The organism is Paenibacillus sp. P5_B5, from assembly GCF_056400365.1.
This window is the reverse complement of record NZ_JBFULK010000003.1, coordinates 176,615-189,956: the sequence shown is the minus strand read 5'-3', so window position 1 is coordinate 189,956 and position 13,342 is coordinate 176,615. Positions and strand designations below refer to the sequence as shown.

Genomic DNA, 13,342 nt, shown 5'->3' with positions numbered 1-13,342 from the left:
AACCTCCATATCAAATTTAACTAGTAATCAATTTCTTTTAGCACTGCATCAGTCGGTCAGCAGGCTTCTGACTTCCCTAAAGGGTCCAGTCCACTACGATATGATTACTGCGCTATCAATTTGTGTGAATACACTATCCCTCATTGACATACTGTCCATTGCAGTGATCACTGTTCGATTTGGCACATTAACGATCAATGCCGTTCCATTAAGCATCATGAGTGTGTCTTTAGCTCCTTTGGAAGCTGCACGATCTATCGCACTCTCAAGCTGAGCTAGTTGTTCCGGTTTGAACTGTATGCCTCTCTCTTGTAATCGTAATTCTGCATGATGGCTAAATTTAACAAATTGTTGCTGCAAAATCGTTTGAAAATCGGACTTCCCATTAATCGGTTGCTTTGTTCCATTAATGGCTGGTTTACGGATCTGCGCTGGAGAAACAGAATTCGTATACAATTGTCCAATCGTTATTTTGTCACTCATTTTGGAGGTTCCTCAGGATTTGGCTCTGGTTGTTGTTCTGGTTGATCTTCCGGTTTCTCATCGGGCTGAGGTTCTACTACTTCTTGATTATTTTCAATCTTCGTTAATGATTCTAGTGGAATTTCTTCACCTTTGACTGTTGCAAATTGTGTACCCTCACGAACGATAATTGAATCTACTACGCCAGATTTCATATGAAGCTCACCTGTCTCACTTTTACCCATCCAGCTGACGGTTTTACCAATTAGAGAGGATGCCATTCCTAAAGACTGACGAAGAAGCTTTAGTTCTCCAGACATATTCGTTAACTGCTCTACAGAAGTAAATTGAGCCATTTGAGCAATAAACTCTTTATCTTGCATAGGTTGCATTGGATCTTGATTCTGCATCTGTGTCATAAGTATTTTGAGAAAGTCATCTTTACCTAGTGTAGATTTAGCTTCCTTCTTCTCAGTACCTGTCGATGGTCTCCCAATCACATCAGATGTTTTTACAAAAATAGAGTCTGCCATTTGTTATCACCTCGTTATAACCCTTTATACAAATTCGTTATGCTGATGCATGGAATGATGAACTCTCAATCCCTGCATTACGCATTGATTCCTTCGCGTCTACAATTTCTTGCATCAATTCCATTTCTTCTATTCCATAGCTGTCAGAATTAGATTGCGAGCTTGTAAACTGATCTTGGTTAAATGACTGTTGTCGTTGTCCTTGATCCTGGAACATCATGGAGCTAGCTGAACTATTCTGAGTTACTTCTAATCTTTCCACTTGGAAACCTTGATTCTGAAGCATCATCCTTAATTGAGGTAGCTGACTTTCCAGCATTTCTTTGGCTCCCAATGTGTGTGTAGCAATCTGTGCGATTAAATTACCATTGTGCATCGTAAGCTTCACATCAATATGACCTAAGTTTTGTGGTTGTAATGTCAGTTTCGCTTCTGAAAGTCCATCTCCCAATAAAGATACCTTCATCGTCTTTACAACAAACTGACTCATATCTTCAGCAAAATTCGCTGCATTCACCGTTGGTTGTATAGCTTTGGTTGCGTCCGCCATTTGGAGTGGATTCTTGAGTCCGGTTTGTAAAGCTGAACCAAGTTCCAGATTACTGCTTAAGTCTGATGCAGTTGATACTTCTGCCTGCACTTCTGTATTCTCAATATCACTAGTAAGTGATGCAAAGCTATGTATGCTTTTGGCTGCTAATATCTCCAACTTCGAAAGCGATGACTGTACGGCAATCTTCTCTACAGGCTGATCTGCGTTTAAAGCATTACCTGTTGTTGAAGCTTGTCCATTGACAATCGCTCCTTTGATACGTGGCAATTGTTTCTCTTGCATCGCATTTTTATCAGTAGCTACAGCTAGATTCTGAGCCAGAAGTTCTGCCCCTTGTAATGCACTGTTAGCTTGATTAGCGATAGAAGCATTGTAGGGCTCCATTACTTGCTGAAGCTGGGCTAGTAAGTGCTGCAAGATCGGATGATTAGGCTGCTGTTGGTTGAGTGTAGATAATGTCATAAGCGTGCGTTGCATGGATAGTACATCTGCTTGTGATCCACTCATTTCAGTCGCACCTTGATTACTTATGGTTTGTAAATTCATTATTGAATTACCTAAACCAGCTGTTTGTGCTGCCCAGGCATTTAATAAAGAATTCGCATCTTGTAGCCAATTCTGTACGTCTGAATCATTTAACAGCATATTAGCAAGGTCAGAATCATTATTCATCGCTTCAAGAATACTTGCTACTAATGACTGATCACTTGGAGCATCTGCCTCTAAGTTTCCAAGAAGCTGTTGTATAGATTGTGGCATCAAGCTCATCGCTACAAGCAGTTCACTATTCACTGAACTTGCTTGTTCCTGTGTATCTGCTGAACTAGCCTCTGTTTGTAGTAAATTAGCGAATGTGCCATTGCCTGATTTACTCGTAGACGTAGTAGCTTGTCCAGCTATAGCAGTTGCTGAAGATGAAGTCGAACCATTTACAGAAGCTTTAGTACTAGAATTCGTTACTGTTGGTATATCCATTTCTTTTTCACCCCCTTTCATATGTCCTTAGAATTACTTGCCTAATTTCAACGCAATTTCAGCCGTTAAATCTTTATCTTGATCAGTTAGTGCAGACATGATTCTAGAGCGTGACGCTGTGTCCATCCCAGTAATAATGGAGATTACCTTTGATGGAGTTACGGTGTACATTTCTAAAAGCAAAGCAGCAGCACTTTTGGGTGTCATATTACCAAACGTTTGACCTAAGTCCGTCTGACTAAGAGGTTCAGCTTGTTTGGAGTTTTTCTCTGATTCATTCAACTCAAGGCGTTTTCTTAATGCTTCCATCTCTAAGTCTCGAAGTGGAGTCTTATCCTTCAATGCAATTGAAGCTTCAGCTGCCTTCTTAGGATTCATTTTCTCTAATACTTTCACACGATCATCTGTCTTCATCATTGACATGACGAGTACAGTTTCATTTAGAGTTAAGTTTTCTAAGATTGGCGCCGCCTTGCTAGGGTTCATCTTGGCATAGACATTAGCTAATTCTTGAACTTGCTGATTGTATTCTTCTTCTGTTTTTGTTTTGAGCTCTAGTTGCTCTTCAAGCGCAGCTATTTTTGCTTTAAGATTTTGAGCTTCTTGCTCTTTTGTAGAGGTTGTTTGACCCGTTTGCTGAACTTTAACTTCAAGATCAGCAATCTGAGCATTCAATTTCCCAATTTGTTCATCTTTTGTTTGAATTGTTTTTTCTACTGTTTCAACTTCTTTGCCTGGATCTGAAGCATCTGCTTCATCTTTAGGAGCTGGAATAACCGCTCCAATTACAGGTATGTTATGTAATGAACTCTGAACTTTCTTGGTTATATCGACACCAAGTACAAAGTACAATACAAACAATAAAACGATTATAAAAACAACGGGAATGAGAAACCAAATCAGAAATCGTTCGAATCCGTTATAAGAAGGATTTTCTGTTGTATTAACATTCGACATGTCGTTTCATTCCCCCTACATTTCTGACAAAATGCTTGTCTTTTTTTCACAAAGCGCGCTTAAAACGATTCGTTGCCATTTCGTCCAGAACGTTCTGCTCGTTCTTCAGTGAAATTGATACGAATTCCTGATAAGCTTTGTCCTTTGCTTTAGTCCATACCTTTTCATCAACCATTTTCTCAGTTAGAACCTCTTGTTTCTGTATCACAATGCGCTGAGCTACGTGTACATCCTGCTGTTTATTGGCAATTTGCATGTCAAGGTATTCAGAATACTCCTGTAGCAATAAAATATGAGAAATCGTAACTGTCTCAAAGGAAGCGTTAGTGATCATATCCCCAAGTTCTGTCTTGAGCTTCATTAAATCACTTAATGAATGCTCCTCAGCTCGTAACTTACTAAGTGATTCAACTAAGTGCCACTCTGCTTGTGTTTTTTGAGAACCTTTTAAATTTACGATTTGCTGAAATGCATAATTAAAAGCCATTTTCACTCACTCACTCATTTCATCGTGAATTCAGTCAACAAGCGTTCTGCTGCATCTGCAAAATTCAATTTATCATTGGTTTTTTGCTTGGTGTAATCCCAGATGGCTTGAATATATTGAATAGACAAATCGATATCAGGATTAGATCCTATTTGATAAGCTCCAAGATTAATTAAATCCTCAGAACCCTTGTAAATCGACAGCAAACGCTTAAGTTGCTCTGCTGCTTCCTGATGCTCAGACGAGACGATTTCGTTCATTACGCGAGAAACACTAGCTAGTACATCTATTGCAGGGTAATGACCTTTGTTAGCTAACGTTCGATTCAAAACGATATGTCCATCTAGAATCCCTCTGACTGCATCTGCAATAGGTTCGTTCATATCATCCCCATCAACCAGCACTGTGTAGAACGCTGTAATGGAGCCCTTGGGACCTGTACCTGAGCGCTCAAGCAATCGAGGTAACATCGCAAATACGGACGGAGTATATCCTCTTGTTGCAGGTGGCTCACCGATCGCTAGCCCAACTTCACGCTGTGCCATTGCAAAACGAGTAACTGAATCCATCATCATCATGACATTAAGCCCGCGATCACGGAAATATTCAGCTATTGAGGTTGCGATCATTGCGCCTTTAATCCGGATAAGTGCAGGCTGATCAGAAGTTGCTACGATAACAACCGAGCGAGCTAAACCTTCTGGGCCGAGATCACGTTCTATAAAATCAAGAACCTCACGACCACGCTCACCGATAAGAGCAATAACGTTAACATCTGCTTCCGTATTACGTGCAATCATCCCCATCAACGTACTTTTACCTACACCTGAACCTGCGAAAATACCAACACGTTGACCCTTACCAATCGTAAGCAATCCATCAATACAACGAATACCAACACTAATTGGCTGTAATACACGAGGTCTTTGTAGTGGATTACCAGGTAAATTATTTGTAGAGTAAGAACTCATTCTAGAAGGTAGATAGGAACCGTCCAGTGGTTGTCCAAGACCGTCAAGTACTTTACCTAGCAATTCATGTCCAACCTGAACAGTAAGTGGTTTACCAGTTGCTACAACATCACATCCGGGGCCAATGGAATCTAGATTGCCAAGTGGCATTAGGATTACTTTATTCCCCTTAAATCCAACGACCTCCGCTTTAAGGGGTTTGTCAGATTTATGAGGATAGATGTAACACAGTTCACCAATATTCACATCTGGTCCTTCAGATTCGACCGTTAAACCAATAACCTGAGTTACTTTACCATTCATACGCAGTGGATCAAGGTCATTAAGTGCTCCTTGATATTTAGCAGCTTTCGGCAACGGATGACTACTCATGATTGAACACCCTCGTCACTAACTGCCATGTGCAGCAGTGCGGATTTAATTTCATTTAATTGTGTATCGATTCGAGCATCAATGGAACCAAATGCAGAACGTACCACACATCCGTCATCTGTTACCGTACTATCAGGCAGTATTTGTAGTTCTGCTTGTGAATCTATTGAAATTGCAAGCTCTTCTCGAGCACTAAATATGTAATCAAAATGCTTAGGCGAGACGCAAAGCGTAATTATACCCTTTTCTTTTCTGCGAGACAGTACTTTTTGTACCATATCAAGTGTCCATGATGGTTCAATCGTTAATTGATGTGCAATGATTTTCTCAGCAATTGAACAGCTCAGATCGATTAAGAAGGGTTCCGATTCATGAATAATTTGATCTTTTACTACATGGGCATCTTTGAGTATTTGCCTAGCCTCTTGCAATAAGCTCTCATAGCTTGCAAGCACTTCCGCTTCAGCTTTGGATTTGCCTTCATCATACCCTTGCTCAAAGCCCTCATGTTTAGCCTGTTCATGCATGTCCTCGTCCATTGAACGTCTCTCTGACCACCAAGAATCAATATCAGCAGCCGCTTGTTCTCGCAAAGTCTTAGTTTCATCTAAGGCTTTGCGAATTTCTTCTTCAGCTACTGCTTCTGCATCTTGAAGAATTTGACTTTTGAGCTGCTTCGCTTCGTTCAGCAATTGTTCTCCGGCTAAATTCTCAATGGACTCTTCAGCTACATCCATCTCCCTTGGAGCTTCGAACACCTTGAATTGGATAACTTTCTTATTATCTAACGGTTGATAACCTGAAGGTTTAATCAGATTAGACAATAATATCATCTCCTCCACCACGGGCAATGATAATTTCCCCAGCTTCTTCTAAGCGACGAATGGTAGCCACAATTCTTGTCTGAGCTTCTTCGACATCACGTAAACGTACTGGACCCATAAATTCCATATCTTCTCGGAATGTATCCGACATACGCTTAGACATATTACTGAATATCGATTCACGTACCTCTTCACTAGCAACTTTAAGTGCAAGCTGAAGATCATTGTTCTCCACGTCACGAATAATGCGCTGAATAGAACGATTGTCGACATTGACAATATCTTCGAAGACAAACATGCGTTTCTTGATTTCTTCTGCCAATTCAGGATCTTGGATTTCAAGAGAATCAAGAATTGTACGTTCAGTCCCTCGATCAACTCCGTTCAAGATTTGAACAATCGCTGCTATACCACCTGCTGAAGTGTAGTCCTGCGTCACTGTAGAAGAAAGCTTCTGTTCAAGTATCCGCTCTACTTGTGTGATAACCTCAGGCGAAGTAGAATCCATCAAAGCAATTCGTTTAGCAACGTCTGCTTGTTTTTCTTGAGGTAAAGAAGACAGAATGATTGACGCTTGATCCGGCTGTAAATAAGCAAGAACTAATGCAATCGTTTGAGAGTTCTCATTCTGAATAAAGTTCAAAATTTGACCTGGATCTGCTTTCCGAGCAAAATCAAATGGTCTAACTTGTAATGTTGCAGTTAAACGATTAATAATATCGATCGCTTTCTGTGATCCGAGTGCTTTCTCCAAAATGTCTTTAGCATAAGCAATACCGCCTTGTGTTAAGTATTCTTGTGCCAAACAAATTTCATAGAACTCAGACATGATAGAATCTTTATCAATCGTGTCAACTTTACGTACATTCGCAATTTCAAGTGTTAGTTGCTCAATTTCTTCTTCACGAAGATGCTTAAAAACTTGTGCCGATACTTCAGGACCTAAGCTGATCAGAAGAATTGCTGCTTTCTGACGTCCTGATAACCCTTGTTGAGCGATTCTAGCCAAAAAAGCACCTCTCTATTCTTCTACTAACCAAGTGCGGAGCAAATTAACGAAGTCCTCAGGCTTCTTGCGAGCTAAAGATTCTAGCTGTTTGCGCACTTGATTTTCATTAGATTCAAAATTAATACTCGGGTGTTCCACATTGATTGGCATATCCATGATTTCTTCTTGCTCTTTGACTTTTCTTCTGCGACGAACAAGAGCAAACGCACCAAGCGCAATTAGAAGAGCTGCGAGTCCACCAATTCCTGCATAAAGCCAGTTCGTATTGACACCTGAACTTTTGGCAGCAGTCGAACGAGCGAATGGTTGTGGAATAACAACTACTCTCTTAGCCAATTCTTCATCAGTTAATGTTTGACCTGAATCTGCAAGTGCGATTCTTACAATAGACACGAGCGCATTCTGAACATAATCTTTGGTTTCCTGCGAAAGTGAATTAGGATCCTCAGGGATTTGTGGTTCAATTCCAACAGTGATACTCAAATCTTTCACAGCATAAGGCGATTGCACAATATTGTTCGTTATACGGTTAACTTCATAATTGATCGTTTTTGAAGATTCTTCTCCATTAGATTTTCCTGAACTTGATTGTCCTACATAATTAGGAACTTCTTGCTGTCCTGTTCCAGGAACCCCGCCTGCCGCTGCTCCACCATCTGTTGTATAGGATTTAGCAGCTTCTTGGAGTGAGATTTCTAAGCCTTTTTGTTCGCCCTGATTTGGCGCTGTCACTAATTGTTCAACTTTTTTTACTTGATCAAAGTTCATATTTGCTGACACATTGACGATAACTTTATCAGGGCCAAATAATACGCCTAATATCGATGTCACATTTTGCTTAATATCTAGCTCATAATCCCGTTTAATCACGAGATGATTCTCTACCTCACTAAGACCGATACTACCAGGTTCACCATCTTTCGTTGCGACGAGTGGTTTGCCATATTGGTCAGAAACAGTAATATTGGAAAGAGGTAGATCCTTAACACTATGAGAGACAAGGTTGTAAACTGTATCAATTTGAGCTTGATCAAATTTAGAGCCCGGTTTTACTGTCAAAATAACAGAAGCAGATGCCATATTACGACTATCCTGCATGAATAACGATTGCTCCGGATAGTTAACTAGTACAGTTGCGTCAGATACAGCATTTATTTTGAGAATCAATTTACGCAGTTCGCCTTGCAAAGCATCAACATACTTTACATTAAATTCTTTGTCAGTTGATCCAAGAGTACCGCCTTCACGGAAAACAGCGAATCCACCTGTTCCACCGTTCACAAGCCCCTTCGAAGCGACATCCACAATGACAGATGCTGCTTTATTCTCAGGAACAGATATCATTTTGCCATCGGCACTTATTTCGTATTGAATGCCCACTTCTTCAAGATAAGTTTTGATCTCAGATGCCGCTTCAGGCTGTAAATCCGTGAATGCTGGCTTAAATACCGTTCTGGACATATTGTAAGAAAGGAGTACGATCGCCAAAATTACAATAACTACTGTTGCAATAAATATCGATTTCTGTTTTAAGCTGAAATTGTTCCAATATTGTTTCGTATTAGTCCAATATCGGAGTACGGTCTCGTTCACTGTGCCACCTCATCCAAGTCAATTAATCCAAGTTTTAGATTTGCATCCGCATGATTTCTTGGTACGCCTCGATTGCTTTATTTCGAATCTGAATCGTTGTCTCTAGTGCAATCTGCGCTTGCTCGGCAGCTATTGTTAGTTGGTGAGCATCGGTTATAGAGAGATTACCTTTCATGAATGCTTCATCAAGTTCAGTTACTTTCTTCTGCTTATCACTAAGTGAAGTAAGTGCATCATCTAAAAATGACCCGAACTGCTTACCTAGATCTGCTGCACCTAATTTTTCATTATTTTTCAAAGGTGAAATTGCAGTTGCAGCGCTTGGGTTCATAATTATTTTATCTATCAAGCTTATCTCTCCGTTTCAAAACTTAAATTTGTGTTTATATGTATGTATTGATTACTTACCGATCTCTAGTGCTTTCATAATCATTCCTTTAGAAGCATTGAGTGCAGTTACATTCGCTTCGTATGAGCGTGTAGCCGATATCATATCAACCATTTCTTTTAGAACATCAACGTTTGGCATATACACGTAACCTTCTGCATTTGCATCAGGATGTGTCGGATTATACACAGGCTTAAGTGGTGAACTGTCTTCAGTAATTTTACTAGCCTTAACTCCTTGGGCAGCCCCACCCGCCATAGCGCCCTGCAACATTTGTGCAAATGAATTCTGGTTGTTCGGTTCAAAAGTAACTAGTTTGCGTTTATACGGCTCCCACTTCCCATTGACGAATTGAGCACGAGTCGTTTCCGCGTTACTTATATTAGAAGAAATTAAATCCATTCTCAATCTTTGAGCTGTTAGCCCCGATGCACTGATGTCAAATGCATTTGAAATTCTCATCATCTACCTTCTCCCATCCAGAGCTGTTCTAATACTTCGAAATTCGTGATTAAGCTGTGTAACTAGCACGTTATACTTTAACTGATTTTTGGCCAACAGAGCATTCTCGTAGTCAATATCAACATTGTTCATGTTGTTATTCACGGTTGTGTTCTCATCAATTCTTATTTGGGGGTCTGGCGCAGTTAATGCTTGCCGACCAATCGGAATATGCCGCGAATTAGTCCTTCTTCCTTCAAGGGAAGTTGACATGACGTCAAGTTCTTGCTGCAGTAGTTCCTCGAACACAACATCGGAGCGTTTAAATTGAGGGGTATCATTATTAGCGATATTATTGGCAATTACATTCTGTCTCAGCGCGGTAGAATCTAGAGCCTTCTGAAACAATTGAAACGATGAGTTATTAATTGGAAACATCCTATATTTCTCCCCTTATTCTAAAAATCCGACTCAATAATTATATTTCACAGTACTATGTTGTATTCAACGCTAATTCTCGATATCCTTCTTGTCGAATCAAATAGTTTTATAAATAAATTGATCGAATGGTGGATTAATACCTCGTTTTCTGCCTATATATATCATCCATAAAACAACAAAATTTCACAATAAGAAAAAAGCCCTATCTTTTCACAAAGATAAGGCTTTAGAACGTTTTTTTACCTGATTTTACGACCTAACTTTCATTTGTTCGATTGCAGGTAGCAAGTTATTGTTAAGGATACGAATATACGTTCCTTTCATTCCTAGAGAACGAGTCTCAATCACGCCAGCGCTTTCTAGTTTACGAAGAGCATTAACAATCACCGAACGGGTAATTCCAGCGCGATCAGCAATTTTACTTGCGACAAGCAAACCTTCTTTACCTTCAAGTTCTTGGAAAATATTCTCAACAGCTTCTAGTTCACTGAATGACAAAGAACTAATTGCCACTTGTACTACAGCACGGTTTCTTGACTCAACTTCTATTTCTTCTGTACGCTCACGAAGAATTTCCATCCCTACGATTGTAGATCCGTACTCAGCAAGAACGAAATCATCGTCAACAAATGGCTGATCTACACGGCTTAAGATAATCGTACCAAGTCTTTCTCTTCCGCCAACAATCGGAACAATAGACATATATTTGAAGTCAGATTGATTACTTAGGTGTGCTGCAATCGCATGCGTTGCTTCATCCGGTGTTATATTCGAAGCTGTCTCACCATAGCGAAGTAATGCATCATTAAAATCATCTGGAATTTTTTTATCTTCAAGGATTGATCTGCTTAATTCTGTAAATGGCAGTTGGTTAATAATTGAGAATCCGAGTACTTTTCCCTTACGGCTCACCACATAAATGTTAGCCTTCAGCACGTCTCGAAGCATTTCAGCCATATCCATAAAGGATACAGTACGATCGGCTTCTTGTTGTAGCAATCTGTTCAACTTGCGGGTTTTTGTCAATAATGTCATTGGGTTGCCTCCATTCAATACGTTCACTTCATGTTGTAGTTCTTGTTCGTTACAGAATGTACTGACTTAAGTCGCGGTTTTGCGCGATATCGGATAGCTTTTCTCTTACATATTCAGGAGTAATTACAATTTTTTCTAGAGTGATTTCAGGAGCTTCGAACGATAAATCTTCAAGCAACCTTTCTAGAATCGTATGCAATCTTCTAGCGCCGATATTCTCAGTATTCTGATTAACTTCTACAGCGATTCTTGCAATTTCTTGCACTGCTTCTGCTGAAAACTCTACTTCAATGCCTTCAGTCCTAATTAATTCGGTATATTGCTTAGTCAAAGCATTCTTTGGTTCGGTCAAAATAAGCACAAACTCGTTTAAAGTTAAATTACTCAATTCAACTCGAATTGGAAATCTTCCCTGTAACTCAGGAATCAAGTCAGAAGGCTTAGCGATATGAAAAGCCCCCGCTGCAATAAATAACACATAGTCAGTTTTAACGGGACCGTATTTGGTTATAACAGTTGATCCTTCAACGACAGGCAATATATCTCGCTGTACGCCTTCTCGTGAAACATCAGGTCCACCGCCCCTGCCTGACGAAGCAATTTTATCGATCTCATCGATAAAAATAATACCGGATTGCTCCGCACGTGTTATTCCTTCCTGGGTTACATCATCCATATCTAACAACTTATACGCTTCTTCCTGAGTCAGCACCTTACGCGCTTCTTTTACAGGAAGCTTGCGCTTCTTCGTACGCTTCGGCATGAGGGACCCAAACAATTCTTGGATGTTCGCCCCCATCCCTTCATTGCCCTGAGCACCCAGCATATCAAGCATATTAGGTGAAACGTCTTCAACCTCAACTTCGACGATGACGTTTTCCAGCTCACCTTTAGCTAGCTTCTGCTGCATCTCAGACCTACTCGCAAGGAGAGACTGATCTTTTTGAATATTCTCCTCGTCGTTCTCCTGCTCTTGATTACCACCAAACATCATTTCAAATGGATTTTTTTGTGCCTTACCACTTTTGGGGCTCGGTACAAGTAAAGTAACCATGCGTTCATTCGCAAGAATTTCAGCCTTTTCCTTTACTTTGTCCATTCGCTCGGATTTTACCATACGAATTGATGTTTCGAGTAAATCTCTTATCATTGATTCGACATCACGGCCAACATATCCGACTTCTGTGAACTTAGTCGCTTCCACTTTAACAAATGGAGCACCGACTAACTTCGCAAGCCTTCTGGCGATTTCTGTTTTACCAACGCCTGTTGGTCCGATCATTAATATGTTTTTAGGCACAATTTCATCACGAATTGATTCATCAAGCAAAGAACGACGATATCGATTACGTAGTGCAATCGCCACTGACTTTTTCGCTTTTTTCTGACCGATAATGTACCGATCTAGCTCTTCTACTATTTGTCTCGGAGTTAATGCATTTTTATTCATTCAAATCGCCTCTTTCTCCAATTGATCTTCTGATTTGCAATAATCTTGCTTCGGAAAATGTTAGAGTTCCTCTACGACGATCTGATGGTTCGTGTAAACGCAAATGTCTGCAGCCATTTGCAACGCGGCTTCAGCGATTTCTTTAACTGACATATGCGGCGCGTAACGGTGAAGTGCTCGGCCAGCAGCCAAAGCATAACTCCCCCCGGAACCAATTGCCGCAATACCGTCGTCAGGCTCGATGATTTCACCGTTTCCTGAGAGAAGTAATATCCCTGTGGAGTCCATAACAAGCATCATCGCTTCCAGTTTACGCAGCACTTTATCTTGACGCCAATCTTTAGCTAGCTCAACTGCTGCTCGCTGTAGATTGCCGTGGTGCTCTTCCAGCTTGCCTTCAAACTTTTCAAACAATGTAATTGCGTCTGCTACCGATCCAGCAAATCCAGCAATCACCTTACCTCGGTACAGACGTCTCACTTTCTTAGCCGTTTGTTTCATAATCATCGAGTTTCCGAACGTTACTTGTCCGTCTCCAGCAATTGCTCCTTGACCTTGATGGTGAATGGCAAAAATGGTAGTTGCATGAAACGTCATATCCATCGAATCACCTCATCATAAGAACTAGAATTTTTTTCACAATCCCAAATACTCTGTGAAATACAAAGCTTATTCAGGCCACCAAGGATCTATTCCTAGATTTTTTGGTTAAAAAATATAACAGCAAAAAGCTTTTCGCTCCTTGCTGCTACATAATAACGTGAAGTTTGTTAAATAGTTCACAATCACAAACGTAAGCACTAAGAAAGCTCAAGTCATTATAGCATAACTTGTATCTAATGTCATAATTT

15 protein-coding genes are annotated in these 13,342 nt (G+C 40.3%); all 15 read right to left on the bottom strand.

The window, feature by feature from the left end; all coding sequences use genetic code 11:
- Window positions 1–93: 93 nt before the first annotated feature.
- Window positions 94–483 carry a TIGR02530 family flagellar biosynthesis protein gene (locus AC1DOK_RS05875; protein ID WP_477553312.1) on the bottom strand — a complete coding sequence of 130 codons (390 nt, stop codon included), beginning with the start codon at window positions 481–483 and terminating at the stop codon, window positions 94–96.
- The gene (locus AC1DOK_RS05870) at window positions 480–995 is read right to left on the bottom strand and encodes a flagellar hook capping FlgD N-terminal domain-containing protein (protein ID WP_477553311.1); all 516 of its coding nucleotides are present in this window, start codon (window positions 993–995) and stop codon (window positions 480–482) included. The genes AC1DOK_RS05875 and AC1DOK_RS05870 overlap by 4 nt, the downstream gene beginning before the upstream one ends.
- 37 nt (window positions 996–1,032) lie before the next feature.
- Window positions 1,033–2,523, bottom strand: coding sequence for a flagellar hook-length control protein FliK (locus AC1DOK_RS05865; protein ID WP_477553310.1), 1,491 nt, complete (start codon window positions 2,521–2,523; stop codon window positions 1,033–1,035).
- A 33-nt stretch (window positions 2,524–2,556) separates the two neighbouring features.
- Complete coding sequence (locus AC1DOK_RS05860; protein ID WP_477553309.1) at window positions 2,557–3,480, bottom strand: hypothetical protein; 924 nt, start codon at window positions 3,478–3,480, stop codon at window positions 2,557–2,559.
- Between the two features lie 46 nt (window positions 3,481–3,526).
- Window positions 3,527–3,967 (bottom strand): flagellar export protein FliJ, encoded by a 441-nt coding sequence (fliJ, locus tag AC1DOK_RS05855; protein WP_477553308.1) that lies wholly within the window; start codon window positions 3,965–3,967, stop codon window positions 3,527–3,529.
- Between the two features lie 14 nt (window positions 3,968–3,981).
- Window positions 3,982–5,310 (bottom strand): flagellar protein export ATPase FliI, encoded by a 1,329-nt coding sequence (gene fliI / locus AC1DOK_RS05850; RefSeq protein WP_477553307.1) that lies wholly within the window; start codon window positions 5,308–5,310, stop codon window positions 3,982–3,984.
- Entirely contained in the window at window positions 5,307–6,143 is an 837-nt protein-coding gene (fliH, locus tag AC1DOK_RS05845; protein ID WP_477553306.1) for a flagellar assembly protein FliH, read from the bottom strand. Before fliH ends, fliI begins: the two co-directional genes overlap by 4 nt.
- Window positions 6,127–7,143: a flagellar motor switch protein FliG gene (fliG, locus tag AC1DOK_RS05840; protein ID WP_477553305.1), complete on the bottom strand. Its 1,017-nt coding sequence runs from the start codon at window positions 7,141–7,143 to the stop codon at window positions 6,127–6,129. Before fliG ends, fliH begins: the two co-directional genes overlap by 17 nt.
- A 12-nt stretch (window positions 7,144–7,155) precedes the next feature.
- The gene (gene fliF / locus AC1DOK_RS05835; protein WP_477553304.1) at window positions 7,156–8,736 is read right to left on the bottom strand and encodes a flagellar basal-body MS-ring/collar protein FliF; all 1,581 of its coding nucleotides are present in this window, start codon (window positions 8,734–8,736) and stop codon (window positions 7,156–7,158) included.
- 34 nt (window positions 8,737–8,770) lie between these two features.
- Window positions 8,771–9,085, bottom strand: coding sequence for a flagellar hook-basal body complex protein FliE (gene fliE, locus AC1DOK_RS05830; RefSeq protein ID WP_477553303.1), 315 nt, complete (start codon window positions 9,083–9,085; stop codon window positions 8,771–8,773).
- A 51-nt stretch (window positions 9,086–9,136) separates the two neighbouring features.
- Entirely contained in the window at window positions 9,137–9,586 is a 450-nt protein-coding gene (gene flgC, locus AC1DOK_RS05825; RefSeq protein WP_477553302.1) for a flagellar basal body rod protein FlgC, read from the bottom strand.
- 3 nt (window positions 9,587–9,589) lie between these two features.
- Window positions 9,590–10,003: a flagellar basal body rod protein FlgB gene (flgB, locus tag AC1DOK_RS05820; protein ID WP_477553301.1), complete on the bottom strand. Its 414-nt coding sequence runs from the start codon at window positions 10,001–10,003 to the stop codon at window positions 9,590–9,592.
- Between the two features lie 252 nt (window positions 10,004–10,255).
- Entirely contained in the window at window positions 10,256–11,041 is a 786-nt protein-coding gene (gene codY, locus AC1DOK_RS05815) for a GTP-sensing pleiotropic transcriptional regulator CodY (RefSeq protein WP_477553300.1), read from the bottom strand.
- A 49-nt stretch (window positions 11,042–11,090) separates the two neighbouring features.
- Window positions 11,091–12,491: an ATP-dependent protease ATPase subunit HslU gene (gene hslU / locus AC1DOK_RS05810; RefSeq protein WP_477553299.1), complete on the bottom strand. Its 1,401-nt coding sequence runs from the start codon at window positions 12,489–12,491 to the stop codon at window positions 11,091–11,093.
- A 60-nt stretch (window positions 12,492–12,551) separates the two neighbouring features.
- A complete protein-coding gene (gene hslV, locus AC1DOK_RS05805) occupies window positions 12,552–13,094 on the bottom strand; it encodes an ATP-dependent protease subunit HslV (RefSeq protein ID WP_477553298.1) in 543 nt (180 codons plus the stop codon).
- Window positions 13,095–13,342: the final 248 nt, after the last annotated feature.

What these genes read in the sequence shown, in the direction of transcription:
- AC1DOK_RS05875 (WP_477553312.1), bottom strand. Translation starts at nt 483, where the DNA reads ATGAGTGACAAAATAACGATTGGACAATTGTATACGAATTCTGTTTCT.
- AC1DOK_RS05870 (WP_477553311.1), bottom strand. Translation starts at nt 995, where the DNA reads ATGGCAGACTCTATTTTTGTAAAAACATCTGATGTGATTGGGAGACCA.
- AC1DOK_RS05865 (WP_477553310.1), bottom strand. Translation starts at nt 2,523, where the DNA reads ATGGATATACCAACAGTAACGAATTCTAGTACTAAAGCTTCTGTAAAT.
- AC1DOK_RS05860 (WP_477553309.1), bottom strand. Translation starts at nt 3,480, where the DNA reads ATGTCGAATGTTAATACAACAGAAAATCCTTCTTATAACGGATTCGAA.
- fliJ (WP_477553308.1), bottom strand. Translation starts at nt 3,967, where the DNA reads ATGGCTTTTAATTATGCATTTCAGCAAATCGTAAATTTAAAAGGTTCT.
- fliI (WP_477553307.1), bottom strand. Translation starts at nt 5,310, where the DNA reads ATGAGTAGTCATCCGTTGCCGAAAGCTGCTAAATATCAAGGAGCACTT.
- fliH (WP_477553306.1), bottom strand. Translation starts at nt 6,143, where the DNA reads ATGATATTATTGTCTAATCTGATTAAACCTTCAGGTTATCAACCGTTA.
- flgC (WP_477553302.1), bottom strand. Translation starts at nt 9,586, where the DNA reads ATGAGAATTTCAAATGCATTTGACATCAGTGCATCGGGGCTAACAGCT.
- flgB (WP_477553301.1), bottom strand. Translation starts at nt 10,003, where the DNA reads ATGTTTCCAATTAATAACTCATCGTTTCAATTGTTTCAGAAGGCTCTA.
- codY (WP_477553300.1), bottom strand. Translation starts at nt 11,041, where the DNA reads ATGACATTATTGACAAAAACCCGCAAGTTGAACAGATTGCTACAACAA.
- hslU (WP_477553299.1), bottom strand. Translation starts at nt 12,491, where the DNA reads ATGAATAAAAATGCATTAACTCCGAGACAAATAGTAGAAGAGCTAGAT.
- hslV (WP_477553298.1), bottom strand. Translation starts at nt 13,094, where the DNA reads ATGGATATGACGTTTCATGCAACTACCATTTTTGCCATTCACCATCAA.